Genomic DNA, 25,865 nt, shown 5'->3' on the forward strand with positions numbered 1-25,865 from the left:
ATTGTCATGTCCACCTTTGAAGAACGCGAAAGAGGCGAGGAAGCCAAGTTCGCCCATGACGCCAATCTGCGGTTCAAGGCCGAGGCACGCCGCAACAAGCATCTCGCATATTGGGCGTGCACACATATGGGCATCGAGGACGCCGATGCGCGCGCGAACTATGTCGCCGAGATCATCGCCGTGGATATGACCGAGGCCGGTCCCGAGGACGTGGTGCGCAAGGTTCTGGCCGACTTCGAGGCTAAAGGGGTCGATATTTCCGACGCCGAGATTCGCACCAAGGTGGCCGAATTCGACATGCAGGCGAAAAAGGAAATTCTTTCCGAGGCGTAGTCGGGGCGAAGATTAAGTGTATTGCCCTCGCATCGGCCGGTGCGGGGGCTTTTTTGTGGGTTGGAGTACGCGTGTGCGGGGTCGGTATTTCTCCATTCCGTCATCACCCGGTTTATCCGGGTGGTCAGAGCAGCGGTTGCGCTAATCGCGGCGTCGATAGAGTCTCCCGCGCGCCGGACGGCGCGCTGCTGGATCATCCGGATAAACCGGGTGATGACGGGAGGGGGGCTGGTGATTCAGTCAGACAGAGAAACCCCCCTATATCCGGCTCATCAGCCGCGTGAACATCAACAGGCCCTCGGGCCAGGGGCCGTGGCCGGAGTCGGTGTTGATATGTCCGATGTCGCCTGCCACGTGAAAGTCCGAGCCCCAGCAGCTTGCGAATTCTGCCGCGCGTTCGACGGTGCAGTACGGATCATTGCTCGAGGCAACGAGCATTGAGGGGAAGCGGAGTGGATCGCGGGGGAGGTTTTTGAACGGGGCGGCCGCCTTGGGGACGTTGGGGTGCTCATCGACGTCGGGCGGGGCGACGAGGAAGGCGGCCTTCACTTTGGTGTCGGCGAGGCGCTGGCTGGCCGCGACGATGGCGGGGACGCCGAGGGAATGGCCGACAAGCACTACCGGGCGCGTGGCCATCATGATGTCTTTATGGAGCGTATCCACCCAGCCTTCGAGCGTTGGGGTGTCCCATTCGTCCTGCTCGACGAAACGCGCCGTGCGGATTTTTTCCACCCAGCGGCGCTGCCAGTGGCCGGGGCCCGAATGGCCGAGGCCGGGGACGATGAGGATGTCGACGTCTGCGGTTTTCATGGTACGATCAATTCATGCGAAGGGCGTTGGGATTTCTGCTTTTGTATTGCGCGACAAGCTGGGCGGCAATCGCGGTTGGCCAGGAATGGCGCTGTGACCGGAAACCGGCCTGCACGCAGATAAGAAGTTGCGCGGAAGCGGACTTTTACTTCCGCCAGTGTGGGCATGCGCAGCGAGACGGTGACAACGACGGAATTCCTTGCGAAGCGCTTTGCGGCGACGCCATGGAGTTGTACCTCTTGCGCAGAGGTCAGCCTTCTGCTTTGTCAACGGTCAATCCCGATATCGCAGGGCAATTCGCTTCATAAAGGGAGGCGGATGGTTCAGGACTCTTTGTAGTCGAGGCCGCTGGCCGCCAGTGCATCGCCGAGAATGGCGACTGCCTTGGGCCCCACACCATGGATTGCCAATAGTTCCTTTTTCGAGTGCGCAGCGACCTGCTCCAGGCTGGTGATGCCGTTGTGGGAGAGTTCACGGGCGGCGGTTTTGCCGATTTCGTTCGGGAGATCGCCGACCGGGCGTATGTCGGGTGTCGGAGGCATAGCGTCACCGTCTGTTATACTGCTGGAAACGCAAGGTTAGGATGGGCGTGGGCTCCGGGCAATCGAACGGCGGTTTACCCGTCGGAACCCACGCGCGGGGTGGGGGCTATGTCCCAAACACCCGTTTGAAAATCGTATCCACATGCTTCAAATGATACGCATCGTCAAAGCTCGCTTCGATCTGTTCGTCGCTGAGTTTTGCCGAGACTTCCGGATCGGCCTTGAGGAAATCCGGGAACTTGCCTTCGCCGCGCCAGACTTTCATGGCGTTGCGCTGGACGGCTGCGTAGCTTTCCTCGCGGCTCATGCCCGCTTGGGTAAGGGCGAGCAGGAAGCGCTGGGAATTGTGGAGACCGCCGAGCTTGTCCATGTTGGCTTTCATGTTCTCGGGGTAGACGACGAGATTTTCGATAACGTTGGTCAGGCGTGCCAGCGCGAAATCGAGGGTGACGGTGGCGTCCGGGCCGATCATGCGCTCGACCGAGGAATGTGAGATGTCGCGCTCGTGCCAGAGCGCGACGTTTTCGAGTGCGGGGGTCACCATGCCCCGCACGATGCGGGCGAGGCCGGTGAGGTTTTCGGTCAAAACCGGATTGCGCTTGTGTGGCATGGCCGAGGAGCCCTTCTGGCCCTTGGAGAAGAACTCTTCGGCTTCGAGGACTTCGGTCCGCTGGAGGTGGCGGATTTCGGTGGCCAGCCGCTCGACGGACGAGGCGATGACGCCGAGAGTGGCGAAATACATCGCGTGCCGGTCGCGCGGGATGACCTGGGTCGAGACGGGCTCGATCTCTAGGCCCATCTGCTCGGCGACGTATTCTTCCACGGACGGATCGATATTGGCGAAAGTGCCGACGGCGCCGGAGATAGCGCAGGTCGCGATCTCCTTGCGGGCAGCTAGCAGCCGCTCGCGGCAGCGGGCGAATTCGGCATAGGCCTGTGCGAGCTTGACACCGAAGGTGGTCGGCTCGGCATGGATGCCGTGGCTGCGGCCGATGGTGATGGTATCCTTGTGCTCAAAGGCTCGTTTTTTGAGCGCGGCGAGGAGCGCATCAAGGTCCGCGAGGAGCAGGTCCGAGGCGCGGGCGAGCTGGACCGAAAGGGTGGTGTCGAGCACGTCGGACGAGGTCATGCCCTGGTGGACGAAGCGGGCTTCGGGGCCGACGATTTCGGAAAGGTGCGTGAGGAATGCGATGACGTCGTGCTTCACCTCACGCTCGATCTCGTCGATCCGCTCGACATTGAAGGTCGCGTCCCTGCCTTTGGCCCAGACCGTTTCGGCGGCGTCGGCGGGGATGACGCCGAGCTTGGCCTGCGCGGTGGCGGCGTGGGCCTCGATCTCGAACCAGATCCGGAACTTGGTTTCGGGCGACCAGATGTCGACCATTTCTTTGCGGGAATAGCGCGGGATCATGGGGTTAGCGGACCTCGTTAAGAGTGTGATTCATGGACTTAGGGTGTGTTGAGAATTAGACCATGGCGGCCTGCAAATGGCAGTTTTCTGCGCTTCCGGTGCTCACGTACATGAAGTACGCTCCGCTCCGGTTCTCGAAAACCCCCATTTTCGGCTCACCCTGATCCAATTCTCAACCCACCCTAGCGCAGCGCCTTCATTGCGGCTTCGCGGATGGCGGCGATGCGGGGAGCGTAGGTGGCGGGATCGTTGCCTTTATAGACCGACGAGCCGGCGACGAAAGCGGTGACGCCGGCGGCGGCGAGGGCGCCAGCGTTGGAGGGATCGACGCCGCCATCGACTTCGATCTCGATATCGCGGCTGCCGATCAGGTCGCGGGCCTGCGCGGCTTTGGTGATCGCTTCGGGGATGAAGGCTTGGCCGCCGAAGCCGGGGTTGACGCTCATGATGAGGACGATGTCGATGCGGTCGAGGACGTGCTGGATGGCCGAGACGGGGGTCGCGGGGTTGAGTGCGACGCCGGCCTTTTTGCCGTGGGCCTTGATGGCCTGAAGCGTGCGGTCGAGGTGCGGGCCGGCTTCGGCGTGGACCGTGATCAGGTCGGCGCCGGCTTTGGCGAAGGCTTCGATATAGGGATCGGCGGGGGCGATCATCAGGTGGACGTCGAGGAGCTTTTGCGTCACCGGGCGGATGGCTTCGACGATCAACGGGCCGATGGTGATGTTGGGGACGAAATGCCCGTCCATCACATCGACATGGATCCAGTCGCAGCCGCCGGTGTCGGCGGCGCGGACCTCGTCGCCGAGGCGCGCGAAGTCGGCGGAGAGGATGGAGGGTGCAATCTTGATGGATGTGTCCGTCATTGGGTGCCCCGGATCGGTTTCGAGGGTGTCTTATTATGATGGCGGCGCGAATCCCAGCCCCAAATCGCCTTTGGCTCTCGTTCCTTGGTCGATATTCCCCGCCGGTCACATCCCTGCGATGCGCCGATTGCGCGCATTGCGCGGAGGGGCAAACCGGGTAAAACGGAGCGAACGCATTCGGAGATCCTATGTTCGGTTTTGAACTGCCCGTCATTTTCGGCGCCGGAATCCTGAGCTTTCTCAGCCCGTGCGTGCTGCCGCTGGTGCCGCCTTATCTCAGCTATATGAGCGGGGCGACGTTCGAGCGGATGCAGACCGACGGGACCGTGGGCGGGGCGCTTTACGGGCGGACGGTGGTCACCGCGCTTGCCTTTATTATAGGGTTTTCGCTGGTCTTCATCGCGTTCGGGGCGACGGCGACGGTGTTCGGGCAGATTTTGCGGCGGGCGCTGCCGGTTTTGATGCCGCTGGCGGGAATCGTCATCATCGTGATGGGGCTGCATTTCCTCGGCGTCTTCCGGATTTCGGCGCTTTACCGGCAGTTCCGGATGGAAGGGCCGAAAATCGCGAGCGGACCGCTAGGCGGATTTTTGCTCGGGCTGGCTTTCGCCATCGGGTGGACGCCCTGCATCGGGCCGGTGCTCGCGGCGATCCTCACCGTGGCGGCAAGCCGGGAGACGGCTTGGGAAGGCGCGGCGCTTCTTGGGGTCTATTCGGCGGGGCTCGGCGTGCCGTTCCTGCTCGCGGCGCTCGCGATCGGGCCGTTCCTGTCGTTCTTCGAAGGGTTCCGCAAGCATCTGGGGACGGTCGAGAAGGTGATGGGGGCGTTCCTCGTTGTCGTGGGGCTCCTATTCCTCACCGGGAACTTCACCCGGATTTCATTCTGGTTCCTCGAGACCTTCCCGGCGCTCAGCCAATTCGGCTGATTGCTCACCGGCGATGGCGCGGTCTATTGCGGCCATGATCGTATCGATCTGACCTTTCAGCGTTTCGGGATTGAGGTATTGCGGGCCCGGCCCCCGGACGGCAAGCGCGTCGCCGGCGTTGCGCAGGGGGCAGATTTCGGTCGAAAGGCAGCCGCAGCCGATGCAGCCGGACAGCATTTCGCGCAAGAGCAGCAGCCTCGCGATTCGGTCGTCGAGCTCAGCGCGCCAATGGGAGGTCATGCGCTCCCAATCGGCGCTTGTTGGCGCACGATCCACTGGGAGGACCGAGAGCGCATCGCCGATCAGATCAAGCGAGAGGCCCAGCGCCTGGGCAGCCTTGATGACACTCACCCGGCGGAGCATGGCCCGTGGATAGCGCCGCTGGTTGCCGGGGGTGCGGAAGCTGGCGATCAATCCCTTGCGTTCGTAAAAGTGCAGGGCGGATACCGCGACGCCGGCGCGCTCGGCGAGTTCGCCGACGGTGAGCGGCGCGGGAGGCGCCGGAGATACCGCACGTGCCTTTGGCATTGTTCTCAAACCCTCAATTCAAACCTTGACCTAAACTTAGGTTGAGATTGTACGGTCCGAGTCGTGGCTGCGCAAGACGCGTGTCCCGCTCATCCGAAGTGGCAGGCGGCAGCCCGTGCTTTGGACGAAGATAACGGGGGCACGCAGGCAGAAACCGCGTGAATTTGAAAGGCGCGACTGCCCATGGGACGAAGCCGAATTTTTTGGCTTGGCCCTTTGTTTCCATGTGCACCGGGCGAATGGACAGGAGAGAGATGTGTTTGAGCTTTTTCAGTATCTGCATGTTGTTTCGGCCGTGATCTGGGCCGGTTCGGCGCTAGCGGGGACGTTGATCTGGCTACCGGCGCTGGTGGTGCTCGAGCCGGAGACGATTGCCAAATATTGGGGTGCGTTGGGCAAGCGCGCCCGTACAGTCGTGATGTGGTCGGCGATTGCGACCATCCTTACAGGGCTCGCCCGGGCGTATCTGAGCGGGCGCTTCCGGTCGGTTGAAGACCTGTGGACGCCCTACGGGCTGACCGTCACCGCATCGTTCGCGGTGTTTTTCGGCATGCGCGCCTATGGGCGGAATAGCGGCAAGCCGGTGATGGCGGCGCTGCGGGCGGGCGCGGATCCGCGTCCGGCGATGCGCAAGGCATTGCCGATGGATACGGTGGTGCATGTCGGGGGGATATTGGTTTTGCTGGGGTTCATGACCGCGATGGGCGTGGGGAGGGTGTAGGGGGCGGGCGGTGGATTGGGAACGGCGGGGATGGAGTGGGAAGCTGCCATTAGCGTCCCCCAACGGGAACGGCCGCTATGCGGACAAAGTGACCTTTCGATCAATTGGCTTCTGGTTGCATTGGTTAAGTGAAGCATATTGCACTAAACCTCTTTTGGCCCGAAGTGATCAGGCTTGATCGCTCCACCTTTTCGGGTGGTTGCATAACGGGCCAGAGTGTCATGAACCTCAAACCAAGATAGTTTTTCGCTCTCAAAAACATGACATGTGGGTTCGAGAATATTTGGATCGTCCAAACTTGCCAGGTAAAGATGGATTTCCCCTGGCATTTTTTCGCTTTCATAGCTGAGAGGGCTACCACAATCAGAACAAAACTTGCGCAAGACTCCCTTCGAAGAGGAATACTTGCATGGTACACCTTTCACGAATTTGAAATTCTCATTTGGAACCGAAACCCAAGTCGTCATTGGGGACGAGGTGGAGCGGCGGCAAGTTTCGCAATGGCAGTTCAAAACCCAATTCACGTCGCCAGAAAATTCAAACTCAATTTTTCGGCAGAGGCATCTCCCGGTAATCGTATCATTCATAACACTTTTCCTTTAATAATTTTCTGCAGGTGGTCGGCTAAATGCTGTACTTTGTAAGTTTTTCGTCCAACATGTTTAAACAATCGTCCAGATGCTTTCGCTTCGCGAGCAGCCTTGTACGATGTGCCTCAAGCAAAGATTTCCGCTTCGCCTCTGACATGACACTTGGAGAACAGAGTGCGAGGAAAGTCCGCATTTCTTCCGTCGGCATTCCGGTCTCTCGAAGGACAGCCAGAACCTGAAAGCACTTAAGATCTTTGGCACTGAACCGGCGTTGCCCGTCTAAGCCGCGGGCAATCGGATCGCATAATTGGGATTTTTCATAGTATCTTATCGTCGATTCGCTGAGACCTGTATTCTTGACAATTTCTGAGATCTTCATGCCAATATGCCCTCCTGAAGCGTAGATACGTACTTCAAGCCACTTCAGGTCAAGTGAAATTTCAAAGCCGAAGTGGTTTGAAAGATTGACACCGGGTCCCATTTTTTCCACCGCACAACCCAACACCGAATAGGTATCAGAGATAGCTACTGCTTGGGTTCGGTAGATGAATAGACGAACGACACTATGGGCTCGACGCAGACATTCATGGTGAGGAGCCTGAACGGCCGCGACGGCGTCGGAACCAGCCTGTCGCTCGCTCACAAGGCAGCGCCCCACCCCTAAAACAGCTTCATCCCCCGCAACGATGCGTGGCCGGACCGCCCGATAATGATGTGGTCGTGCAGCGAGATGCCTAGCGGTTGAGCGATTTCGGCGATCTGGCGGGTCATCTGGATGTCCGCCGAGGAGGGGGCCGGATCGCCCGAGGGGTGGTTGTGCACGAGGACGAGCGCGGTGGCGGAGAGTTCGAGCGAGCGCTTGATGACTTCGCGGGGGTAGACCGGGGTGTGGTCGACCGTACCCGTCTGTTGCACCTCGTCGGCGATCAGGCGGTTTTTCTTGTCGAGGAACAGGATGCGGAACTGCTCCTTGGCTTCGTACGCCATCTGGGCCTTGCAATAGTCGATCACCTCGCTCCAGGAGGAGAGGATCGGCTTGTTCTTAATCGCATCGCGTCCGATGCGCTGGGCCGCGGCGAGGATGACCTTTAAATCCGTGATGGCGGTGGGGCCGAGGCCATCGATCTCTTCGAGCAGGTGCGGCGGGGCGCCGAGGGCTTCGGAAAACGAGCCGAACTTGTCCAGCATCGCCTTCGCGATGGGTTTGGTGTCACGGCGCGGCAGAAGGCGAAACAGGAGGAGTTCGAGCAGTTCGTAGTCCTGCAGGCCCGCGCCGCCGACCGTCGCGAAGCGCTCGCGCAGGCGGTCGCGGTGGCCGTGATAATGCGGCTGGGATGGTGCGCTTTCTTCTAGGCCGTCGTTTTTGGTCATGAGGTGCGGGCAGCCAGAGGGTTGAAGAGACCGCGTGGGGAGGCGGTGAAAATTTCGGCGCCGGTCTCGGTGATGCCCAGGGAGTGCTCGCACTGGGCCGAGAGCGTGCGGTCGCGGGTGACGGCAGTCCAGCCGTCGTTGAGGATTTTGACTTGCGGACGGCCCAGATTGATCATCGGCTCGATGGTGAAGATCATGCCGGGCTTCAGTTCGACCCCGGTGCCGGGATTGCCGAAATGCAGGATGTTGGGCTCGTCGTGAAAGAGCCGCCCGAGCCCATGGCCGACGAAATCGCGCACGACGGAGGTGCGTTCGGCCTCCGCATGGCGCTGGATGGCGGCGCCGATATCGCCGGTGGTGTTGCCGGGCCTGGCGGCGGCGATGCCGCGCTCGAGGCATTCATAGGTGACTTTAATGAGGCGTTCGGCTTTGCGCGAGATGGCGCCGACCGGGTACATGCGGCTCGAATCGCCGTGCCAGCCGTCGACGATGAGAGTGACGTCGATGTTGACAATGTCACCTTCGCGTAAGCTGCGATCCGACGGCATGCCATGACAGACGACGTGGTTGATCGACGTGCAAATCGAATAGCGGTAGCCGCGATAGTTGAGCGTTGCCGGGATCGCACCGTTGTCGCGTGCGAATTCGAGAACAAATGCGTCAAGCTTCGAGGTGGGCACGCCGGGCTCGACCATGGGGACCAGAAGGTCCAGAACCTCGGCGGTCAGCGCCCCCGCCTTGCGCATGCCGGCAAAGCCTTCCTCGCCGTGCAGCGGGATGACACCGGGCATGCGTTTTCTCTTTGCGGTGGCATCGACATAGGTGGTCATCGAGAAACTCCGGGTACGTTGGGCCTGTCAATACCTATGGATAGGGGTTTGACGGGTCATGGTCCGCGCACCTTTCGTGGAAAATGCCGCACCGTGGCCCGATGTCCGCAAGCGGGATTTTTCACGACAAGGGGCCGGACTATGTCTCGCCCGGAGGGGGGTGCATAAATTGTCCACTGCCGGCGCGGTTCCCCTTGCGAAGGGGTGTTCCTTCGCTGCGGGAAACCACTTGGCATTGAACGATTTATGCAAAATCAAACCCCTATCCATAGGTATTGACAGGCCTTCAACGTTAGCTTTCCCGACCGGCGAAGGGAAGAGGTGCGGCGAGCGTAATCGTGTGTCGGGTGATCACAGTTGTGTAGCACAGGGCCTCGACGCCGGCCGCGCGCGCTGCGTCGAAGGCAGCGGAATAGGCGGGGTCGAGATCGTGGGCGAGATCGAATGCGGTGCAATCGGTGCGCTGAACGAGGTAGAGCATTACCGCGCGGTGGCCTTCAGCGACCATTTTGGCCAGATCGGCGAGGTGGCGGGCGCCGCGGGCGGTCACGGCGTCGGGGAATTCGGCCAACCCGGGCGTGCGGACCAAGTGCACGTTCTTGACCTCGAGGTAGCAGTCAGGGAGGCCGTCTCCGGTTAAAAGGAAATCGACGCGGCTTTTTTCGGCGTATTTAACCTCTGGCCGGACGGATTCGTAATGCGCGAGCGGGGCGACGGCCTTGTTCCCGAGCGCTTCGGCGACGATGCGGTTGGGGTGTGCGGTGTTGATGCCGACGGGGCCGGTGGGAAGATCGACGAGTTCGAGAGAGTAGGCGAGCTTGCGCTTGGGGTCGTCGGATTTCGAGAGCCAGACGGGCAGGCCGGGCATATTGAGCCCGATCATGCCACCGGGATTGGCGCAGTGGGCTGTTACGATCTCGCCGGATTCGAGCTTAATATCGGCAAGGAAGCGCTTGTAGCGCTTTAGAAGCGTGCCGGGGACGAGGGGGCTTGAAAAGTGCATATCCGGTGAGTGTCGCTTGATTTTTCGAGGCAGGCCGGGCATCCATGGCGTCCTCTTAAAGCGGCTTCGTTCTGGCTTCGCCAGATCGGGCAGCTTAAATCTGTTTGTCGCGTTTTCGAATCGAAAGAGTGGGAGCCACTTTTTCTGAAAACGCTCCGGAATGGTCAACCCGATGAGCGAAAAGACAGTCACGGCAGCGCTTCTGGTGATCGGCGACGAAATTCTTTCGGGCCGCACCAAGGACGTCAACATCAACACAACGGCGGTATTCTGCACCGATCTGGGGATCGAACTCGCCGAGGTGCGGGTGGTGCCGGATGTGATCGAGACGATCGCCGAGGCGATCAATGCGCTGCGGGCTCGGTATACCTACGTGTTCACGACCGGTGGGATCGGGCCGACGCATGACGATATTACCGCAGATGCTGTCGCGCATGCGTTCGATGTCGACTTGTCCGTCAACGACGAGGCGCGGGCGATGCTCGAGGCGCGGTGGAAGGAAACCGGAACGGAGGTAACCGCTGCGCGGCTGCGGATGGCACGTATCCCCGAGGGCGCGGATTTGATCGTCAACGCGGTGTCGGCGGCGCCGGGATTTCGGATTGGCAATGTGCATGTGATGGCCGGGGTGCCGGTCATTATGAAGGCGATGCTCGAAGCCATCGCGCCGACGCTCAAGGGCGGGCGCAAGGTGGAGAGCCGGTCGGTGCCCGCGGGCGTCGGTGAGGGCGCGCTGGGCGATCCGCTGGGGAAGATCCAGGAGCGCTATCCGGAGGTGAAGATCGGATCCTATCCGCAGATGGGGCAGACCCCGATCATGACCTATCTGGTGCTCAGAAGCCACGATATTGCGCGGCTCGACGAGGCGACTGCGGAGGTGCAGGCGCTGGTCGACCGCATTCACGCTGAAAAGAACATTATCCTGTCAGAGGAAAGAACAGCATGAACCCACCGCCCAACAAGTCGTTCCCGGTTTCCTGGGACCAGTTTCACCGCGATTCCCGCGCGCTCGCGTGGCGGCTGACGAGCGAGGGGCCGTTCCATGCCATCGTCGCGATCACGCGCGGCGGGCTGGTGCCTGCGGCGATCATCGCGCGCGAGCTCAATATCCGGGTGATCGAGTGCGTTTCGGTCAAATCCTACGATCACCAGAACCAGGGCAATATCGAGGTTCTGAAGGCGATAAATACCGATCTTCTGGCGGCTGACGCGCAGGAAAAGAAAATTCTGATCATCGACGATCTCGTGGATACCGGCGCGACGGCGCGGGCGGTGCGCGAGATGATCCCGCACGCACATTTCGCAACCGTCTATGCCAAGCCCAAGGGGCGGGAGATGGTGGATACGTTCATCACCGAGGTGAGCCAGGATACGTGGATTTTCTTCCCGTGGGATCTGGACTTCACCTATGCCGCGCCGATTGCGGGCGGGACGGATTGAGGCGCGTTATTCGTCCTCGGCAATAAAGCGCGCTGGATTGGCCAGGAACGCCTTCATGAATGCGACGTTGGGGACGTCTTCGTAGCGGACGTGCGCGATGTCGCTTTCGCCGATGTGATAGATGGTTGCACCGGGCAAGGCGAGCAGGAGGGGCGAATGGGTCGCGATGATGAATTGGCCGCCCGCCGCGACGCTGTCGCGAATGATGCCCAGGAGCGCGAGTTGCCGGGCGGGCGATAGTGGGGATTCGGGCTCGTCGAGGAAATACAGCCCACCACCATGCAGGCGTCGACCGAGAATCTTGACGAAGGTTTCGCCGTGCGAACGGCCATCGGGGTCGCTCTCGCGGATGCTGCGGGCCATGCCTTCGAGCATGCCGATTGTCACCCGGCTGGGGCGCTCGGACGCGCGGGCCAGGGCCGCTTCCGCTTCGAGGTCTTCGATTTCGGCCAGTTCCGCCTTGACGTGCCCGTAGACGTCCTCGGCGCGGAGAAACATTTTGATTTTCGCGCGGCGTTTGCGCGCGAAATAAAACGCCTGGGCGAAAATTTTCGCGTGCTGCAAGAGCGGATCGCGCACGACAGCGCCGACCGACCCAACGGCATAAGCCTGCATACCGCAGGCCAGCCCTTCGAGGAGGGTCGACTTTCCCGAGCCGTTATCGCCGACGAGGAAGGTGACGGGGGTGGGGAAGGCGAGTTCTTCGAGGCGCCGGAGGGAAGGGATGGACCAGGGGAAAGACCCGGATGCCTTGCTATCTTCTCGCCGGCGGATGCTGTCGAGGTAGAGAGACGGTCCCATCAGGCTTCGTCTTTTCCCATTCTTTTTCTTACGTTTTTTTCGATGAAAAATTCTATGTCGTCTGTGCTATAGCCAAGGAGGTGGCCTTCCATTCTCACGAGGTCCGCTTCGGAAAATGTCGCTCTGAAAGCTTTATCGTAAATTTGTTCATCAACAAGCATAATTAATTTTGCTCTCCATTCCTCTTTAGGAAGACAATAACATCGCAATTCGTACGGTCGATCCGGAATTCTTCTAGAGTATTTAATTATTTTTCCATTTGAAACATATTTTTCAAAATCTTTATCCCCAACAGCATCGGATGACATGCCGTCTTTGGCATGAAAAACTGCGAGTGCTTTCTTGTCCTCTAGCATGAGTTCTAACTCGCAGAAATTGTGGGGCCCTATAGATCCTTTTTTATTTTCTATCATTTTCCTTCTATCTATGTCTGTTTTTAATCTTTATTTTTGTAAATATAAATCAATGCGATAGAATTTTCTTCTGCCGAATTGATGGTTTGGCGTCTAGTTTTCTAGTATTATATTTAATTATTTCTTCTATCTCGGCCTAGCTATTTTTCTTGTAGAAGTCGTAGCATGTATCTTTTGAGACGACGCCTCCATGTGGTGCGCCGCAAGTTTTGCAAATATATATTGGTGCCTGCGCGGTATATGAGGGCGCTTGGATACTCAGCGTCGCAACAAGAACAAAGGTAATTGCTATCAGGATTCGCGTCAATTTTTTGACTGTCTAATACAGGGAGCAGGCGTGCTCCTTGCCGCCAACCTGTGCGGACTTTGCGTCCTGATTGGCAAATAAGCGTTTCAGCTCGCTCATCAACACTGCATGAGAGACGTCTTCTATTTTAACGCTATAGAGCTGCTTTTCGCAGTTGAAGCACACTTTGTTCCCGTACGCGTCTCCGTTCGGCGCCTAGCATGCGCTGCAATTGAGTGTCGGCGATTGTATTGCGAAAGCGGGCGTTTGGATCGTCAGCGCCATGGCAAGTGCAAACATAGCTGCGATCAGGGCGCGCATCGATTTCCGTCTCCATTTGTCTACCCAAGCCGATCGGTGGCCGTGCTCAATGCAGCCGATCTATGAGGACGGGGAGGCTTATTGGCAAATAAGCCGCTCAAGGCCTGTTGGCCTGTTTTGACCGTTACTGGCGTTAGGTCAGCGGATATCCGCGGGAGGGACGCAGATGCCCCTCTTTTCGTTTTGCCCGGGAGAAAAGGCTGGTGCGGACGACGGGACTCGAACCCGTAAGCCCTTACGGGCGACAGATTTTAAGTCTGTTGTGTATACCAGTTCCACCACGTCCGCATGCCGGACCGTTATTGTCACATGACACACGGTGTGACAATTGGGAGGTTACGTTTATCGTCCGTTTGGTCGGGCAAGGTGAGGGGATGCGCTGATGAAGGCTGTTGTGTGCGAGCGGTACGGGCCACCCGAGGTGCTCAAATTCACCGATGTGCCCAAGCCCGAGCCGAAGGCCGACGAAATCCTCGTCAAGATCCGCGCGGCGACGGTGACGCTGGGGGATTGCGAGGTGCGGGCGTTCAAGGTTGCCGGATGGGTGTGGCTGCCGCTGCGGATCGCGTTAGGGATCACAAGGCCCCGCCAACCGATCCTCGGGACGGAAATGGCTGGCGATGTGGTCGCGGTCGGGGCCGACGTGCGCAACTTTTCAGTGGGCGACAGGGTTTTCGGCAGTACCAGTTTTGCCATGGGTACCTACGCGCAGTTCAAGGCAGTCTCCAAGGCGGCGCCGATCACGAAAATCCCCGATGGCGTGGATTATGTGACAGTGGCCGGCATTCCGACCGGCGGACTCAACGGGCTGCATTTCGTGCGCAAGTGCGAGGTGAAGCCGGGGGAGACGGTGCTGGTTAACGGCGCGGGCGGGAGTATTGGCAGCTTTGCGGTGCAGCTTGCCAAGCAGCGCGGGGCGGAGGTGACGGCAGTCGACCGTGGCGACAAGCTCGAGATGCTCAAAGAGCTCGGCGCGGATCATGTCATCGACTATCAGGCTGAGGATTTTACAGCGTCGGGCAGGCGGTACGACGTCATCATCGATGTTGTGGGCAAAATCCGGTTCGACGCGACATTCAGGACGCTCAATGAGGGTGGGCGGTTGTTTCTGGGCAACCCTTATGTGCCGCACATGATCAAAGGCCTCATGGCCAGGCGGCATCCGACCAAGAAGGTACTTTTCGCGCTGGCCGGGGAACCCATCGACGATCTCGATTATCTCAAGAACCTGATCGCGTCCGGCACGATCACCATGCCCATAGACCGCCATTTCCCGCTCTCGGAGATCGTTGCGGCACATCGTTATGTCGAGGCGGGGCACAAGAAGGGGATTGTCGTCATCGATATCCCGCAGGAGGACTGACGGGCATGCGCGCTGTCACGTATCGGCGCTATGGCGGGCCGGACCGTTTGATGGTCTCCGAGATCGCCAAGCCGGTGCCGAAGGATGACGAAGTGCTGGTCCGGGTGCGCGCTTGTGCCTTGAACTCATGGGATTGGGATCAGCTCGTTGGCAATGCGCTGGGGCGCATCGGCGGTTTGTTCCGGCCCAGACATACGATCCTGGGTGCCGATATTGCCGGTGTCGTCGAGGCCGTTGGGGCGAGTGTCACGCGGTTTGTGCCAGGCGACGCGGTGATGGGCGATCTTTCCGAAACCGGCTGGGGTGGGCTGGCCGAATATACATGCGCACGTGAAGGCTTTCTGACGCGCAAACCCGAGGGGCTGAGCTTTGAGGCGGCTGCGGCGATTCCGCAGGCGGGGTCCCTGGCGCTGCAGGGGCTTTGGGGCAAGCCGGAAGCCGGTGCCGGCAAGCGTGTGCTCGTTGTTGGCGCGGGCGGTGGTATGGGGTCGTTCGCCGTGCAACTCGCCAAGCTCCAGGGGGCCGAGGTGACCGGCGTCGATAGTGGGGGAAAAGCCGAGTTCATGCTCTCGCTGGGGGCCGATCACGTCATCGACTATCGGCGCGAAGACTTTGGCCGGGCGCGCGCGCGGTACGATTTCATCCTCGACGCCGTGGCGCAGCGTTCGATCTTTGCCTATGCGCGCGTGCTCAATCCAGGCGGCGGATTTTCGATGGTTGGTGGCACGATACCCGCGCTGTTGCAGGGGGCATTCCTGGGGCCGATCATTTCGAGGCGCAGCGGGAAGACGCTCGGCATTCTGATGTGGCGACCGCGTGCGGAGGATTTCGCGGCGCTTGCGGAGATGGCGGCGCGTGGGGAGATTGCGCCAGCGGTGGAGCAGGTTTATGCGCTCGAGGAAACCGCCGAAGCGTTCGGCCATCTGGGCGCTGGACAGGCAAAAGGCAAGCTCGTTATCCGGATCTGCGCGACATGAAAGCCGCCCCGCATACGCGCGGGACGGCCGTGCGTAACCCTTACTGGGTCGATGTCATTGCGTCGCTCCCGTCGGTGGACGGGGGCGTCATCAGCGTGGCGAATTCCTCCTCGGACAGCCCGCCGCTGCCGTCCGCGTCGAGGATCGTGAAGTCATCCTCCACGATGTTGGGCAAGGCCGCCTGAAGCTCTTCGAAGGCGATTTCGCCGTTCATATCCGCGTCGAGCGAGGCAAAATCGATGCCCTGGGCGACGGCGCTGCCGGCGAATGCGAGGCCGAGCAGGGTGGTTGCAGAAAGAAGGGTGGCCTTCATGGGAGTGGCTCCATGTTTTCCGTTTTCAAGTCGGCACATGATCGTGCCGGCGGCCCGCTGATCGCGAAACCGTGAGCGGACCGTGATCGGGTGAGATGGCGTGGAAGGGACGGCCAAGGGGCGAGGAGAAGGAGATTTAAGGGAAATTACGTGGCAGCGGGGGCGATTCGGGCTGCATAATGACGTCTACAAAGCCGCAGCGCTCCCCCGGGTGGGGGCAGCGCAGGACACCTCGCTGTCAGGCGGCAGAGGCTGTCGACGAGGCTTCAGTCTTTGTGCCGCGGGTGAACATTTCGAGTTCGCACATGGGCTGCTGGAGCATGTCGCACAAAAGGCTCAGTCCCCGTGTCCACAATGCGAGCTGGACGGGGTCTTCGGGCGCCGCTCCGGCGCGGGCGTGGGTGACGATGGCCACGGCCTCAGGCACCGGCAGTGCCATGACGTTGAAATAGAGCGTGAGTGCATCGACATGCGGGTTGGCGGCGGTCTCGACCTCCTGCTCGTTGAACGCCCAGGTCAAAAGCATCGACAATTCGCTCCGGCTCAACGCCCTCATTGCACTTTCCTCCTCTGCAACAATCCAACCCTAAGGAGGCGTCCCGGAACGTCGGGTAAATACGGATACGTTCGCCCAAACAATCCGGATTCAACCCCAACACATTGTTTGCGGAGCGCATAAAATTTTATCTATCGGCCACGCTTGACCCTCACGCAGCGTAAGGGACTATTCCAGTGTCCTTGCGGATGCGCGGACAAGGAGATGGCGATGTATACGGTCAAGCAGGTGGCGCAGATGGCGGGCGTATCGATCCGCACGCTGCACCACTATGACGCGATCGGCCTGCTCCGGCCCGCGCATGTCGGCACGAACGGTTATCGCTACTACGGGCGGGAAGAGCTCCTGCGGCTGCAGCAGATCCTGATTCATCGCGAACTCGGGATACCCCTGGCCGAGATCGGCGCCATTCTCGACGATCCGGGATTCGACCGGCTCGATGCGCTTGCCAACCAGCGGGCGCGCATCGCCGAACAGGCGGACCGTTATGCCGAAATGCTCAGGACGATCGACCGCACGATCGCCGAACTCAAAGGAGATCGCGCCATGAAAGATGCAGAGCTATATTCCGGGATTGTCGATCCCAAAAAGCAGGCCGAATACGAAGACTGGCTCATCGAACGCTACGGTCCGGAAATGGCCAGGCAGATCGAGGAGTCCAAGGTCCGGATTGCGACGTGGCCGGAAGGCGAGATGGCTGCCGCCATGGAGGACCTCAAGCCCATAGAACAGGGGCTTGCCCGCGCCATGAGGGATGGTGTGCTGCCCGAAGACACGGCGAATGACACGTTATTGGACCGGCACCGCGCCTGGGTTGCCGGGATGTGGAACAAGCCGTGCCCGCCCGATGCCTATGCCGGACTTGCGGACATGTATCTGTCCCATCCGGATTTCATTGCCCGGTACGAGACAATCGCCCAGGGCTTTGCCGATTATCTCGCCCAGGCGATGAAGGCCTATGCCAAGCGGATCGACGTATAAACACTCCTGACAGAATGCTGTCAGTTGGGTAGGGTTAGAACGCTCCTCGTCAACAGCAATGAGGAGCGTTCTTTCATGAATGTGGAAGTTCTTGAAGTGGTCACTTTCACGCTTAAGCCTGGCGCCGACGAGGCCAAGTTTCTCGCCGACAACAACGCTATCGAGCGTTTCTGTAAAGCGCAGCCCGGCTTTGTTTCGCGTACGCTTTCGCGCGACGAAAACAACGCATGGGTCGACGTCGTGAAGTGGACCGACATGGCTTGTGCGGAAGCTGCCGCAGCGGCCCTATCCACCGCCGAAGGTGTCGGCCCCTGGCTCGAAGCGCTCGACATGGATTCTGTTGTCATGCGGCACCTGTCCGTAAAGGCGCAACTCTAGCCATGCGCCGGGCCGACCGCCTTTTCGAGCTCTTGCAGCTTTTAAGAGGCGGTCGGCTGCGCACGGCTGAGCAGTTGGCCAGGGCGTTGGAGGTTTCACCGCGCACGGTATACCGGGATATCGCGGATTTGCAGGCGCAGGGCGTCCCGATCGATGGCGAGCGGGGCGTCGGTTATCTGCTGCGTGATGAATATTTCCTGCCGCCTCTGGCGCTGACGCCGCTCGAATTCGAGGCCCTCGATCTGGGCGTACGGATGGTGCGGGCCAATGCGGATGCGGCGCTCGCAGGGGCGGCGGACGAGCTTCTGGTCAAGATTGGCGCCGTGGTCAAAGGGGCTATGGCGCGAGGCGGTACGAGCGTATTTGCGACCGCGAACAGCCGGCAAGCGCGCGACGTTCTGGCCCGGCTGCGGGATGCCGTTGCGGGCCGGTGCAGGCTTAATATTGCCTACGAGGACGCGGCCGGGGCCAGGACACGCCGGGTCGTTCGGCCGTTGGGGCTCGAATTCTGGGGGCATGTCTGGACGCTGACGGCGTGGTGCGAGTTGCGTGAGGATTTCCGGGTCTTCCGGTGCGACCGGATCACCGAGGCGGCGGAGGGTGCGCCGTTCCGCGAGGAGAAGGGAAAGACGCTTGCGGATTTCGTGGCACAGATGGAGGCAATAAAGCATGGCGCAGGCGCTCTCTGAACTGCGCAATCTCGGCCCGGTCACCCAGGCGATGCTGATCGAGGCGGGTATTGCCGATGCCGACGCGCTGCGGGCGGTGGGTGCCGCGGTTGCCTATCGGCGGCTCAAATTCGTTTTTGGCAGGCGCGTTTCGCTCAACGCGCTCTATGCGATGGATGCAGCGCTTGCAGGCTGCGATTGGCGGAACGTTCCGGCTGAACGCAAGGCGGCATTGCGAGCCGAGGCCGGCTGTTGATTGGCGCGGTTCAATCCGTCTTCACCGTCATGGACCCATCACGCTTGCGTGCCACCTACGGGGTACCCCTTTCGTGATGCGGCGGATTGCTCCAGTATCGGGGCAACAGGAGTGCGGTAATGTCGAATAAATTCCCAATTCTGACGCGCATCGTGGCGTCGGCCACTTTATTGGCGGCAGGTCCTGTCGCCGCGGCCCCGCCGATCTGGATGGTCGAGGATGCCGATTCGACCGTTTACATGATGGGCACGATTCATCTGATGCGTGAGGATGGCGCGTGGCGCACCAAGGCCTTTGAGGAGGCGTTTGCGCAGGCGGACGAAGTGTGGCTCGAAATTCTCGGCGCCGGTAATGCCGCGGAATTGGGCCCGTTGGTCTTGCGGCACGGAATGTCGCCGGACGAACCGCTATCCGAGATCCTCCCGGATGAGGATCTCGCGCTGCTCGAAGCCGCGCTCGAGCCTTACGGCATTCCGCTCGAAAGCATGGATGGCATGCGGCCTTGGTTCGCGGCGATACAATTGGCAACCTTGCCGCTCCTGGAGGCGGGTTTCGATCCCGCGATGAGCCTCGACCTCATGATCGAGGGCGAGGCGCAGGAGGCGGGCAAGCGGTTGCAGGCGTTCGAGACGGCCGAGGAGCAGATATCCATGCTCGCCGGGTTGAGCGAAGACGAGCAGATCGAGATGCTACGTCAGACCCTGATCGAATTCGAAGCCGCCGGAGATACGCTCGTCACCCAGGTCGAAGCGTGGATCGATGGGGACCTTGCGGCGCTCGAAGAGGCGATTGCTGAGGCCTATGCGGTCGCACCTGAATTCCACGAAGCGCTTTTCATCGAGCGCAATATCGCTTTTGTCGATGACATCGAAGAGATTCTTACAGGCAAGGGGACGACGCTGATCGCGGTGGGCCTGGGGCATTTCGTCGGAGAAGGGTCGATCCCGGACGTGCTCGAGGAGCGGGGATTTACCGTCGAAGTGCTGGACTAGCCGATCGCGGCGGCGATTTCCTTGACGATATCGGCAACATCCATTGTCACATCTATCGTCAGCGCGCATTCGTCTTTTTCGAAAGGTTCAAGCGTTGCGAACTGGCTCTCAAGCAGGGCGGCGGGCATGAAATGGCCGGGGCGGTTGGCTTGGCGCCGTGCGATCACTGTTTTGTCTCCGGCGAGCAGCACGAAGCAGATGGGCTCCCCCGATGTCTGGCGCAGGACCTCGCGATAGGCGTGTTTGAGCGCGGAACAGGCGCAGACGACGCGGCCATTCCGGTCGGCGGCGTCGACCATGGCGCGGGAGACGATTTCGAGCCAGGGCCAGCGGTCGGCGTCGGCGAGCGGCTCACCGCCGCGCATCTTCTGGACGTTGGCCTTGGGATGAAGATGATCGGCGTCGATAAACGGAACGGCTATGCGCCTGGCAAGCGCTTCGCCTACAGTCGATTTGCCCGCACCCGAAACGCCCATCACGACGATCAGACGGACGGCCTTGGAGGCCGAATCGGTTGCGAGCATGGCGCCGTCCTCCTACATGGATGTATTCGATTACATGAGGCGCTTGTCTGCCATGGTGGCGGCAGGCGCGCAATGGTCCGGGCGTGCTTTCTGCATTGGTGATGATTCTGGGTTCAAGCCACTTTTCGCTTTATCGCGCCAGGACTTTATGGTGCCATGCGTCAGCTTCGGTTGGGCGCGACCGGCACGCTTGGGACAATCAATCGCTGTATTTCTCGGAGACATAAACGATGGCAGAAGCTGACATCGGCCTGATCGGGCTGGGTGTGATGGGCGAAAATCTCGCGCTCAATATCGCCGACAACGGCTACAAGGTGGCCGTTTACAACCGGACGGCCTCAAAGGTCGATGAGTTCCTCGCCAATGCCGGGGATCTTGCGTCCAACGTGATGGGCGATGGCGATCTCGCCAAATTCGTCTCCATGCTCAAGGCGCCGCGTTCGGTGATCATTATGGTGAAAGCCGGAGATCCGGTCGATCAGGTGATCGCGGAGCTGCTGCCGCTGCTTGAGAAGGGCGACGTGATCATCGACGCCGGCAACGCCAATTATCACGATACGGTCCGGCGCTTCGGCGAGCTCGACGGAACCGGTATCGGCTATCTCGGGATTGGCGTTTCGGGCGGCGAGGAAGGCGCGCGGCACGGGCCTTCGATCATGGTCGGCGGTTCGCCAAAGGAATGGCAGAACGCTGAAGAGGTCCTCAAGGCCATCTCCGCGAAGTTCAATGGTGAGCCGTGTTGCGATTATCTCGGCACCGGAGGGGCGGGGCATTTCGTCAAGACGATCCACAACGGTATCGAATATGCCGATATGCAGATGATCGCCGAGGTTTATGGCGTGATGCGCGACGGGCTCGGAATGAGTCCGGCTGAATGCGCACAAGTGTTCCGCGAGTGGAACAACGGTCCGCTCGACAGTTATCTTATTGAGATCACTGGCTATGTGCTCGATGCGATCGACGAGAAGACCGGCAAGCCGCTGGTCGAAGTGATCGTCGATCAGGCGGGGCAGAAGGGCACGGGCCGGTGGTCGGCCATCGAGGCTCTGAGCCTCGGCGTGTCAGCGACGACGATTGAGGGGGCGGTTGCCGCGCGGTCGATTTCGGCGATGCGCGAAGAGCGGATCGCGGGCGAGAAGCTTTATGGCGCGGCCCCCCATGGCAAGGCCAAAATTGACCTTAAGACGCTCGAAAAGGCGCTTCTGGCGGGCAAGATTGCGGCCTATGCACAGGGTTTTGCCGTTATGGCCAAGGCGTCGGAGGAACACGGGTGGAACCTGCCGCTCGACCGAATCGCCAAAATCTGGCGCGCGGGCTGCATCATCCGTTCGCGCTTCCTCGATCAGATGTCGCAAGCCTTCTCGCACGGAAGCGCGGAAAACCTGCTCACTCAGCCGGTTTTCGTCGAGATGATGAAGGATAGCCATGGAGCGCTGCGCGAAGTTGTCGCCGGTTGCGCGATGTCCGAATTGCCGGCGCCGTGCCTGGGCTCGGCGCTCGCCTATTTCGATGCCTACCGGCAGGGACGTGGGACGACGAACTTGACGCAGGGCCAGCGCGACTTCTTTGGCGCACATGGGTTTAAGCGGTTCGATGCCGAGGGCGATTTCCACCACGAGTGGCCGAGCCTTTTGGGCAAGTAGACGCCGATACCAAAACGCCATGGCGCTAGGGTTCGTACTCAATTGGGGATTCCGTTGAGAGGATAGTCGTGCTTCAAGACTTCCGGATATTCGGAGGTTTTGATGAAGAGGCAGCTGTTCTGGTTGAGCCAAGAGGAGTGGGATCGGATTGAGCCCTATTTGCCGCAGGGACGGCGAGGTGCGCGCCGGGTCGACGACCGGCGGGTGATTTCCGGGATCATTCACATGCTCAAGACCGGGGCGCGCTGGCGCGATTGCCCACCGGAATACGGCCCCTACACCACGATCTACAACCGCTTCAACCGCTGGAGCAAACAGGGTGTGTGGGAGGATGTCTTCTATGCCCTGAGTGGCTCCAGCGGCGTGATCTCGACCACGGCCGTCGATTCCACTCACGTCAAGGCACACCGGTCGGCAGCCGGGGCAAAAGGGGGGACTTCGAGCACGCCATCGGCCGATCGCGCGGCGGACGGACGACCAAAGTTCATGCCCTGAGCGACGCTTCGGGCCGGCCCATCGCCTTCACTTTGACAGCCGGCCAAGCCCATGACCTGGTTGGGGTAGCCCCGCTTCTGGCGCGCGTTCCCACGCCCCGTCAGCTCATAGCCGACCGCGCCTATGACGCTAAAAAGCTCAGAGACTGGCTGGCCGAACGCGGCTGCCAAGCCGTCATCCCGCCAAATCCGACCCGCAAGCATCCACATGCATGGGACCGGACCGCCTACAAAAGCCGAAACCTCATCGAGCGCATGTTCTGCCGCCTCAAGGACTTCCGCCGCATCGCAACTCGCTACGACAAACGCGCCGACACCTTCCTGTCCGCCGTCTACATCGCCGCCACTATCATCTGGTGGCTCAATTGAGTCCCGACCCTAGAGCCCGATTTTGATGGAATCAAAATCGGGCTCTAAGTCTTTGTTTTATCGCGTTTCCGAACCGGAAAAGTCTGTCAACTTTTCCTGGAAACGCTCCAAAGCGCCATGGCTCCACGCGGAATCACCCGCGGCCGCTTGCCGACTGTTCGGTTTCCGGATCGGCGTCGGCCGGGCTCCCTTCGCCATTCTGCTCGTCGTCGGGCAAGTCCTCCGTGCCCGGACGGTTGACCGCCTGACCGCTGGGCGGGGTCATCGAGGGCTTGTCGCGGGCGGCGTCGAAGGGCCTGTGGGAGAGGTCGAAGCGAAGCGCAGCGTAGATGAAGAGCCCCGCCGCGAGGAGCACCAGCATGCCGGCGGCAAAGAACGGAGCGCCGGGGAAAAGGACCGGTGCAGCGGGCGAGGTGAAGAAGGAAAAAAGCTGTGTGGCGGCGACCGGCGCGATGATGGCGGTCAAGGAATTGGTTGCGTTGACCGCGCCCTGGAGCTCGCCTTGCTGATTGGATTTCACATTATTGGCCAAAAGCCCGGTGAGCGATGGAATTGCCGCGCCAGAAAAGGCGCCGATGACCAGATAGGTCCAAAGCCCCAGCTCGGTGTGAATGAGCGAGACGCCGATGAAGGCGGTCGTCGCGAGGAAAAAGCCGATAAGCACGGTGGCGGTGACGCCTAGATGCTTGATCGACGGGCCGACCAGCACGGCCTGGCTGAACGCGAACAATACGCCGAAAATCCCCAGCGAACGGCCAACCTGCGACGAGGTCCAGTCGAACTGGTGAATGGTGAAGAAGTTCCAGACGTTGGGGTAGCTTTGGGCAGCCAGCGCGAAGAGAAACAGCGAGCCTAGGAGCACCATCACGATCGGCGTCTTTTTAAAGGCAAGGATGGCGCCCATGGGATTGGCGCGGCGCCAGTCGAAGCGGCGGCGGCGGAATTTCGATAGCGATTCGGGTAGGACGAAGAAACCGAAGATCGCATTGGCCAGGGCCAGGCACGCGGCGACGAAGAATGGCGCGCGGGTGCCGAATTCACCCAACTCGCCGCCGACCACCGGGCCGATGATGAAGCCCAGCCCAAAGGCGGCGCCGATGAGGCCGAAGCGTTCGGAGCGTTTTTCGTGGGGCGTGATGTCGGCGACATAAGCGGTCGCGGTGCCCATCGCGGCGCCGCAAATGCCCGATAGCGTGCGGCCGAAAAAGAGCCAGATGAGGGTCGGTGCCCAGGCCATCACCATGTAGTCGGCGGCCAGTCCGACCAGCGAGAGCAACAGGATAGGCCGCCGCCCCCAGCGGTCCGACAGATTACCCAGTATGGGCGAAAAGAAGAACTGCATGGAGGCATAAACAAAAACCAGAAAGCCACCGGTGACCGCAGCGTTGGTGACGGTCTCGCCGGTGACTTCGACGATAAGGTCAGGCAAGACCGGAAGGATGATGCCCAGTCCGACGATGTCGAGGAACACGGTCAGAAGGATAAAGACGAGTGTCAGCCGCGACTGGGGATTAACACGCATGGGGGCTCATTGAGCTGATAAGGGCTGGCATCAACTGCCATATAGGGAGCGAGGATGGCAAGAACAAAGGGTTAGCAGGTGATCCGGATGACCGGCGGAGGGCACAGTGAGTGTGAGAAATGCAAGCTAGGATGCTGGCTCGGAGCGCGTGCGATAGCCGTATAGCCAGTCGAGCCTGCGGAAATGTCCCATCGGCCCCTGTGCGCGGATGACTGCGTTTCGGGCAAGTGTCGCGGGCCAGCGCATGTGGAAGATGCGGCCATTGGCCTCCGAGAGCGCCTGAACTTTGTCCACCCGTTCATGGCGCAGGGCTGTAAAGCGTGTGAAGGCGTGCTCGGCGCTGGGCGATGATGCCAGCAGCGGTGCCAGAACGGCCGCGTCCTCGATTCCCATAGCAGCGCCCTGGGCCTGAAACGGTAGCATGGCGTGGGCAGCGTCGCCGATGATGCCGACCGGGCCTTTGTGCCAGAGCGGCGTTTTGACGGTGGAAAGCACCCATGGCGTCCAGGTTTCGCCTGCGCGTTCGAGAATCGCTGCGAGTCGTTTGTCGGATCCCGGCTTGAGCCCCGGCGTCCGGCGCAGCATCGCTGCGTCGAGATCGCGCTCGCGGGCGTCCGTGAAGAGCGCAAGGTTGACTGCATCGCGGTGGGGCAGGGGGTAGATGACGAGGTGATGGCGCGCACCCATCAGGACGCTTGTGCGGTTGAGATCGACGACGTCCGAGAGTGCGGAAAAGGCGACGAGCGTGCGCCACGCGAGCTTGCCCGAATAGGCCGGAGTGGGGCCTCCAAGACTCTTCGTCCGGGTTTCCGATCTAACGCCATCGGCGCCAACGAAGGCGAATCCCGCGCCCTTGCGGTCGATGCGGCCTGCTTCAGTGAAGCGGACTTCGACACCCTTGTCCTTCGCAGCGACCGAAAAATCCTCAACGCCGAAGACGATCTCGATATTGGCGAATCGCCGTGTTGCAGCGGCAAGGACTTCGACGAGATCGGCGCGATGCATGACGGCGTAGGGGGCGCCGTAGCGGGTTCTGGCAGCCTCGCCAAGCGTCAGCGTCTGCAGCGGCGCCTCGTGGCCGTCGGGATAGATATCGATGCCTTCGGGTTCGAAGCTCTTTTCAGCGATCGCGTCCGAAAGGGCCAACGCGTCGAGGGCGTGGCGGGCGTTGGGGCTAATCTGGAGACCGGCGCCGAATTCGCTGATTTCGGCATTACGCTCGATGACGACGACGTGCGTGCCGAATTTGGCAAGCGCAAGCGCCAGCGTTAAGCCGGCAATGCCGGCACCGGCGATATAAACTGTGCGTTGGGTGCCCATCCGAGGGCGACTCGCTACGCGTCTTCGAGGTGGAAGATCGCGGATTCGGGGTTGGCAGATCCCGCAGGAAGCTTGGGATCGTAGACATAGAGCGTCGAGCAATAGGGGCAGACGACTTCGTTGTCGGCACCCATGTCGAGGAAGACATGCGGATGGTCGAAAGGCGGCTTGGCGCCGACGCACTGGAATTCCTTGGCGCCGATGTCGATGCGGGCGAGCCCTTCGGTGTTGTGGAAGTGCGGAATTGCGTGCTGTGCCATTTTGCGTTCGATCCTCGGGGAAAAGTCGGGCGGACCATACCCAAGAGGGTGGGCGATGAG

General features: G+C 60.6%; 32 protein-coding genes, 1 tRNA gene and 1 pseudogene. 15 read left to right on the plus strand and 19 right to left on the minus strand.

The window, feature by feature from the left end; all coding sequences use genetic code 11:
- Positions 1 to 6: 6 nt before the first annotated feature.
- Entirely contained in the window at positions 7 to 333 is a 327-nt protein-coding gene (locus LG281_RS00365) for a DUF1476 domain-containing protein (protein ID WP_404403279.1), read from the plus strand.
- A 258-nt stretch (positions 334 to 591) separates the two neighbouring features.
- Here the strand turns inward: LG281_RS00365 and LG281_RS00370 are convergent, their stop codons facing one another.
- Positions 592 to 1,143, minus strand: a complete 552-nt coding sequence (locus LG281_RS00370; protein ID WP_404403280.1) for an RBBP9/YdeN family alpha/beta hydrolase — start codon at positions 1,141 to 1,143, stop codon at positions 592 to 594.
- 14 nt (positions 1,144 to 1,157) lie between these two features.
- On the opposite strand from LG281_RS00370, the gene LG281_RS00375 reads away from it, so the two are divergent.
- A complete protein-coding gene (locus LG281_RS00375) occupies positions 1,158 to 1,451 on the plus strand; it encodes an excalibur calcium-binding domain-containing protein (protein WP_404403281.1) in 294 nt (97 codons plus the stop codon).
- 15 nt (positions 1,452 to 1,466) lie between these two features.
- Here LG281_RS00375 and LG281_RS00380 read toward each other — a convergent pair whose 3' ends face one another.
- The 3 genes from LG281_RS00380 to rpe all read right to left on the minus strand — a co-directional run bounded on the left by LG281_RS00380 (position 1,467) and on the right by rpe (position 3,959).
- Complete coding sequence (locus tag LG281_RS00380) at positions 1,467 to 1,685, minus strand: helix-hairpin-helix domain-containing protein (protein ID WP_404403282.1); 219 nt, start codon at positions 1,683 to 1,685, stop codon at positions 1,467 to 1,469.
- Positions 1,686 to 1,791: 106 nt separating this feature from the next.
- The gene (purB, locus tag LG281_RS00385; protein ID WP_404403283.1) at positions 1,792 to 3,096 is read right to left on the minus strand and encodes an adenylosuccinate lyase; all 1,305 of its coding nucleotides are present in this window, start codon (positions 3,094 to 3,096) and stop codon (positions 1,792 to 1,794) included.
- Positions 3,097 to 3,278: 182 nt separating this feature from the next.
- Positions 3,279 to 3,959, minus strand: coding sequence for a ribulose-phosphate 3-epimerase (gene rpe, locus LG281_RS00390; RefSeq protein ID WP_404403284.1), 681 nt, complete (start codon positions 3,957 to 3,959; stop codon positions 3,279 to 3,281).
- 188 nt (positions 3,960 to 4,147) lie between these two features.
- Here rpe and LG281_RS00395 point away from each other — a divergent pair, with 188 nt between their 5' ends.
- Positions 4,148 to 4,885, plus strand: coding sequence for a cytochrome c biogenesis CcdA family protein (locus LG281_RS00395; protein WP_404403285.1), 738 nt, complete (start codon positions 4,148 to 4,150; stop codon positions 4,883 to 4,885).
- Positions 4,886 to 4,957: 72 nt separating this feature from the next.
- Here LG281_RS00395 and soxR read toward each other — a convergent pair.
- Positions 4,958 to 5,413 (minus strand): annotated as a pseudogene (gene soxR, locus LG281_RS00400) (redox-sensitive transcriptional activator SoxR); the annotation flags it as partial.
- Positions 5,414 to 5,669: 256 nt separating this feature from the next.
- On the opposite strand from soxR, the gene LG281_RS00405 reads away from it, so the two are divergent.
- On the plus strand, positions 5,670 to 6,134 hold the full coding sequence (locus tag LG281_RS00405; protein ID WP_404403286.1) for a hypothetical protein: 465 nt from the start codon (positions 5,670 to 5,672) through the stop codon (positions 6,132 to 6,134).
- 143 nt (positions 6,135 to 6,277) lie between these two features.
- Here LG281_RS00405 and LG281_RS00410 read toward each other — a convergent pair whose 3' ends face one another.
- The 5 genes from LG281_RS00410 to sfsA form a co-directional block, all read right to left on the minus strand.
- A complete protein-coding gene (locus tag LG281_RS00410; protein WP_404403287.1) occupies positions 6,278 to 6,721 on the minus strand; it encodes a GFA family protein in 444 nt (147 codons plus the stop codon).
- Between the two features lie 37 nt (positions 6,722 to 6,758).
- Complete coding sequence (locus LG281_RS00415) at positions 6,759 to 7,367, minus strand: MerR family transcriptional regulator (protein WP_404403288.1); 609 nt, start codon at positions 7,365 to 7,367, stop codon at positions 6,759 to 6,761.
- Positions 7,368 to 7,384: 17 nt separating this feature from the next.
- Positions 7,385 to 8,095, minus strand: coding sequence for a DNA repair protein RadC (gene radC, locus LG281_RS00420; RefSeq protein ID WP_404403289.1), 711 nt, complete (start codon positions 8,093 to 8,095; stop codon positions 7,385 to 7,387).
- On the minus strand, positions 8,092 to 8,925 hold the full coding sequence (gene map, locus LG281_RS00425) for a type I methionyl aminopeptidase (protein WP_404403290.1): 834 nt from the start codon (positions 8,923 to 8,925) through the stop codon (positions 8,092 to 8,094). The genes radC and map overlap by 4 nt, the downstream gene beginning before the upstream one ends.
- 292 nt (positions 8,926 to 9,217) lie before the next feature.
- The gene (sfsA, locus tag LG281_RS00430) at positions 9,218 to 9,928 is read right to left on the minus strand and encodes a DNA/RNA nuclease SfsA (protein WP_404403291.1); all 711 of its coding nucleotides are present in this window, start codon (positions 9,926 to 9,928) and stop codon (positions 9,218 to 9,220) included.
- Between the two features lie 172 nt (positions 9,929 to 10,100).
- Between sfsA and LG281_RS00435 the strand changes: the two genes are divergently transcribed.
- Entirely contained in the window at positions 10,101 to 10,874 is a 774-nt protein-coding gene (locus LG281_RS00435; RefSeq protein ID WP_404403292.1) for a competence/damage-inducible protein A, read from the plus strand.
- Positions 10,871 to 11,368 carry a xanthine phosphoribosyltransferase gene (gene gpt / locus LG281_RS00440; protein WP_404403293.1) on the plus strand — a complete coding sequence of 166 codons (498 nt, stop codon included), beginning with the start codon at positions 10,871 to 10,873 and terminating at the stop codon, positions 11,366 to 11,368. Before LG281_RS00435 ends, gpt begins: the two co-directional genes overlap by 4 nt.
- Positions 11,369 to 11,374: 6 nt before the next feature.
- On the opposite strand, the gene LG281_RS00445 is transcribed toward gpt, so the two are convergent.
- The 3 genes from LG281_RS00445 to LG281_RS00455 all read right to left on the minus strand — a co-directional run bounded on the left by LG281_RS00445 (position 11,375) and on the right by LG281_RS00455 (position 13,477).
- Positions 11,375 to 12,169: an AAA family ATPase gene (locus LG281_RS00445; RefSeq protein ID WP_404403295.1), complete on the minus strand. Its 795-nt coding sequence runs from the start codon at positions 12,167 to 12,169 to the stop codon at positions 11,375 to 11,377.
- Complete coding sequence (locus tag LG281_RS00450; protein ID WP_404403297.1) at positions 12,169 to 12,582, minus strand: hemin receptor; 414 nt, start codon at positions 12,580 to 12,582, stop codon at positions 12,169 to 12,171. Before LG281_RS00450 ends, LG281_RS00445 begins: the two co-directional genes overlap by 1 nt.
- Before the next feature lie 808 nt (positions 12,583 to 13,390).
- A tRNA-Leu gene (locus tag LG281_RS00455) sits at positions 13,391 to 13,477 on the minus strand.
- Between the two features lie 94 nt (positions 13,478 to 13,571).
- Here LG281_RS00455 and LG281_RS00460 point away from each other — a divergent pair.
- Both LG281_RS00460 and LG281_RS00465 read left to right on the plus strand, forming a co-directional pair.
- Entirely contained in the window at positions 13,572 to 14,552 is a 981-nt protein-coding gene (locus LG281_RS00460) for an NAD(P)-dependent alcohol dehydrogenase (protein WP_404403299.1), read from the plus strand.
- Between the two features lie 5 nt (positions 14,553 to 14,557).
- The gene (locus LG281_RS00465; RefSeq protein ID WP_404403301.1) at positions 14,558 to 15,529 is read left to right on the plus strand and encodes an NAD(P)-dependent alcohol dehydrogenase; all 972 of its coding nucleotides are present in this window, start codon (positions 14,558 to 14,560) and stop codon (positions 15,527 to 15,529) included.
- 40 nt (positions 15,530 to 15,569) lie between these two features.
- Here LG281_RS00465 and LG281_RS00470 read toward each other — a convergent pair whose 3' ends face one another.
- Both LG281_RS00470 and LG281_RS00475 read right to left on the minus strand, forming a co-directional pair.
- Complete coding sequence (locus LG281_RS00470) at positions 15,570 to 15,842, minus strand: EF-hand domain-containing protein (RefSeq protein ID WP_404403303.1); 273 nt, start codon at positions 15,840 to 15,842, stop codon at positions 15,570 to 15,572.
- Positions 15,843 to 16,080: 238 nt separating this feature from the next.
- On the minus strand, positions 16,081 to 16,398 hold the full coding sequence (locus tag LG281_RS00475) for a hypothetical protein (protein ID WP_404403305.1): 318 nt from the start codon (positions 16,396 to 16,398) through the stop codon (positions 16,081 to 16,083).
- 210 nt (positions 16,399 to 16,608) lie between these two features.
- On the opposite strand from LG281_RS00475, the gene LG281_RS00480 reads away from it, so the two are divergent.
- The 5 genes from LG281_RS00480 (at position 16,609) to LG281_RS00500 (ending at position 19,673) form a co-directional block, all read left to right on the plus strand.
- The gene (locus LG281_RS00480; protein ID WP_404403307.1) at positions 16,609 to 17,379 is read left to right on the plus strand and encodes a MerR family transcriptional regulator; all 771 of its coding nucleotides are present in this window, start codon (positions 16,609 to 16,611) and stop codon (positions 17,377 to 17,379) included.
- A gap of 75 nt (positions 17,380 to 17,454) precedes the next feature.
- A complete protein-coding gene (locus LG281_RS00485) occupies positions 17,455 to 17,757 on the plus strand; it encodes a hypothetical protein (RefSeq protein WP_404403309.1) in 303 nt (100 codons plus the stop codon).
- Positions 17,758 to 17,759: 2 nt separating this feature from the next.
- Positions 17,760 to 18,446, plus strand: coding sequence for a helix-turn-helix transcriptional regulator (locus LG281_RS00490; RefSeq protein WP_404403311.1), 687 nt, complete (start codon positions 17,760 to 17,762; stop codon positions 18,444 to 18,446).
- Positions 18,427 to 18,681, plus strand: a complete 255-nt coding sequence (locus tag LG281_RS00495; RefSeq protein WP_404403313.1) for a TfoX/Sxy family protein — start codon at positions 18,427 to 18,429, stop codon at positions 18,679 to 18,681. Before LG281_RS00490 ends, LG281_RS00495 begins: the two co-directional genes overlap by 20 nt.
- 119 nt (positions 18,682 to 18,800) lie before the next feature.
- Positions 18,801 to 19,673: a TraB/GumN family protein gene (locus LG281_RS00500; protein ID WP_404403315.1), complete on the plus strand. Its 873-nt coding sequence runs from the start codon at positions 18,801 to 18,803 to the stop codon at positions 19,671 to 19,673.
- Here LG281_RS00500 and LG281_RS00505 read toward each other — a convergent pair.
- Complete coding sequence (locus LG281_RS00505) at positions 19,670 to 20,197, minus strand: gluconokinase (protein WP_404403316.1); 528 nt, start codon at positions 20,195 to 20,197, stop codon at positions 19,670 to 19,672. The two genes, LG281_RS00500 and LG281_RS00505, sit on opposite strands and share 4 nt — an antisense overlap.
- Positions 20,198 to 20,427: 230 nt before the next feature.
- Between LG281_RS00505 and gndA the strand changes: the two genes are divergently transcribed.
- A complete protein-coding gene (gene gndA, locus LG281_RS00510; protein WP_404403318.1) occupies positions 20,428 to 21,840 on the plus strand; it encodes an NADP-dependent phosphogluconate dehydrogenase in 1,413 nt (470 codons plus the stop codon).
- Positions 21,841 to 21,942: 102 nt separating this feature from the next.
- A protein-coding gene (locus LG281_RS00515; protein WP_404403320.1) for an IS5 family transposase occupies positions 21,943 to 22,703 on the plus strand; the annotation gives its coding sequence in 2 pieces (ribosomal slippage) (positions 21,943 to 22,269 and positions 22,272 to 22,703; 759 coding nt in all).
- Positions 22,704 to 22,836: 133 nt separating this feature from the next.
- Here the strand turns inward: LG281_RS00515 and LG281_RS00520 are convergent.
- The 3 genes from LG281_RS00520 to LG281_RS00530 form a co-directional block, all read right to left on the minus strand.
- Entirely contained in the window at positions 22,837 to 24,225 is a 1,389-nt protein-coding gene (locus LG281_RS00520) for a TCR/Tet family MFS transporter (RefSeq protein ID WP_404403322.1), read from the minus strand.
- Between the two features lie 126 nt (positions 24,226 to 24,351).
- Positions 24,352 to 25,545, minus strand: a complete 1,194-nt coding sequence (locus tag LG281_RS00525) for an FAD-dependent monooxygenase (protein ID WP_404403324.1) — start codon at positions 25,543 to 25,545, stop codon at positions 24,352 to 24,354.
- A gap of 14 nt (positions 25,546 to 25,559) precedes the next feature.
- On the minus strand, positions 25,560 to 25,805 hold the full coding sequence (locus LG281_RS00530) for a zinc-finger domain-containing protein (RefSeq protein ID WP_404403326.1): 246 nt from the start codon (positions 25,803 to 25,805) through the stop codon (positions 25,560 to 25,562).
- Positions 25,806 to 25,865 lie beyond the last annotated feature (60 nt).

Origin of the sequence: Pelagibacterium halotolerans (genome assembly GCF_044811015.1) — a bacterium.
Classification (GTDB): Bacteria; Pseudomonadota; Alphaproteobacteria; order Rhizobiales; family Devosiaceae; genus Pelagibacterium; species Pelagibacterium halotolerans_A.

Excerpts from the sequence above, each read along its gene's own strand:
- LG281_RS00525 (WP_404403324.1), bottom strand. The coding sequence starts at position 25,545 with ATGGGCACCCAACGCACAGTTTATATCGCCGGTGCCGGCATTGCCGGC.
- LG281_RS00445 (WP_404403295.1), bottom strand. The coding sequence starts at position 12,169 with ATGGGACCGTCTCTCTACCTCGACAGCATCCGCCGGCGAGAAGATAGC.
- LG281_RS00450 (WP_404403297.1), bottom strand. The coding sequence starts at position 12,582 with ATGATAGAAAATAAAAAAGGATCTATAGGGCCCCACAATTTCTGCGAG.
- LG281_RS00505 (WP_404403316.1), bottom strand. The coding sequence starts at position 20,197 with ATGCTCGCAACCGATTCGGCCTCCAAGGCCGTCCGTCTGATCGTCGTG.
- LG281_RS00485 (WP_404403309.1), top strand. The coding sequence starts at position 17,455 with ATGAATGTGGAAGTTCTTGAAGTGGTCACTTTCACGCTTAAGCCTGGC.
- purB (WP_404403283.1), bottom strand. The coding sequence starts at position 3,096 with ATGATCCCGCGCTATTCCCGCAAAGAAATGGTCGACATCTGGTCGCCC.
- LG281_RS00520 (WP_404403322.1), bottom strand. The coding sequence starts at position 24,225 with ATGCGTGTTAATCCCCAGTCGCGGCTGACACTCGTCTTTATCCTTCTG.
- LG281_RS00410 (WP_404403287.1), bottom strand. The coding sequence starts at position 6,721 with ATGAATGATACGATTACCGGGAGATGCCTCTGCCGAAAAATTGAGTTT.
- LG281_RS00480 (WP_404403307.1), top strand. The coding sequence starts at position 16,609 with ATGTATACGGTCAAGCAGGTGGCGCAGATGGCGGGCGTATCGATCCGC.
- LG281_RS00495 (WP_404403313.1), top strand. The coding sequence starts at position 18,427 with ATGGCGCAGGCGCTCTCTGAACTGCGCAATCTCGGCCCGGTCACCCAG.
- rpe (WP_404403284.1), bottom strand. The coding sequence starts at position 3,959 with ATGACGGACACATCCATCAAGATTGCACCCTCCATCCTCTCCGCCGAC.
- gndA (WP_404403318.1), top strand. The coding sequence starts at position 20,428 with ATGGCAGAAGCTGACATCGGCCTGATCGGGCTGGGTGTGATGGGCGAA.
- LG281_RS00370 (WP_404403280.1), bottom strand. The coding sequence starts at position 1,143 with ATGAAAACCGCAGACGTCGACATCCTCATCGTCCCCGGCCTCGGCCAT.
- LG281_RS00435 (WP_404403292.1), top strand. The coding sequence starts at position 10,101 with ATGAGCGAAAAGACAGTCACGGCAGCGCTTCTGGTGATCGGCGACGAA.
- LG281_RS00475 (WP_404403305.1), bottom strand. The coding sequence starts at position 16,398 with ATGAGGGCGTTGAGCCGGAGCGAATTGTCGATGCTTTTGACCTGGGCG.
- LG281_RS00380 (WP_404403282.1), bottom strand. The coding sequence starts at position 1,685 with ATGCCTCCGACACCCGACATACGCCCGGTCGGCGATCTCCCGAACGAA.
- radC (WP_404403289.1), bottom strand. The coding sequence starts at position 8,095 with ATGACCAAAAACGACGGCCTAGAAGAAAGCGCACCATCCCAGCCGCAT.
- map (WP_404403290.1), bottom strand. The coding sequence starts at position 8,925 with ATGACCACCTATGTCGATGCCACCGCAAAGAGAAAACGCATGCCCGGT.
- gpt (WP_404403293.1), top strand. The coding sequence starts at position 10,871 with ATGAACCCACCGCCCAACAAGTCGTTCCCGGTTTCCTGGGACCAGTTT.
- LG281_RS00530 (WP_404403326.1), bottom strand. The coding sequence starts at position 25,805 with ATGGCACAGCACGCAATTCCGCACTTCCACAACACCGAAGGGCTCGCC.
- LG281_RS00365 (WP_404403279.1), top strand. The coding sequence starts at position 7 with ATGTCCACCTTTGAAGAACGCGAAAGAGGCGAGGAAGCCAAGTTCGCC.
- LG281_RS00465 (WP_404403301.1), top strand. The coding sequence starts at position 14,558 with ATGCGCGCTGTCACGTATCGGCGCTATGGCGGGCCGGACCGTTTGATG.
- sfsA (WP_404403291.1), bottom strand. The coding sequence starts at position 9,928 with ATGCACTTTTCAAGCCCCCTCGTCCCCGGCACGCTTCTAAAGCGCTAC.
- LG281_RS00470 (WP_404403303.1), bottom strand. The coding sequence starts at position 15,842 with ATGAAGGCCACCCTTCTTTCTGCAACCACCCTGCTCGGCCTCGCATTC.
- LG281_RS00460 (WP_404403299.1), top strand. The coding sequence starts at position 13,572 with ATGAAGGCTGTTGTGTGCGAGCGGTACGGGCCACCCGAGGTGCTCAAA.
- LG281_RS00375 (WP_404403281.1), top strand. The coding sequence starts at position 1,158 with ATGCGAAGGGCGTTGGGATTTCTGCTTTTGTATTGCGCGACAAGCTGG.
- LG281_RS00500 (WP_404403315.1), top strand. The coding sequence starts at position 18,801 with ATGTCGAATAAATTCCCAATTCTGACGCGCATCGTGGCGTCGGCCACT.
- LG281_RS00490 (WP_404403311.1), top strand. The coding sequence starts at position 17,760 with ATGCGCCGGGCCGACCGCCTTTTCGAGCTCTTGCAGCTTTTAAGAGGC.
- LG281_RS00395 (WP_404403285.1), top strand. The coding sequence starts at position 4,148 with ATGTTCGGTTTTGAACTGCCCGTCATTTTCGGCGCCGGAATCCTGAGC.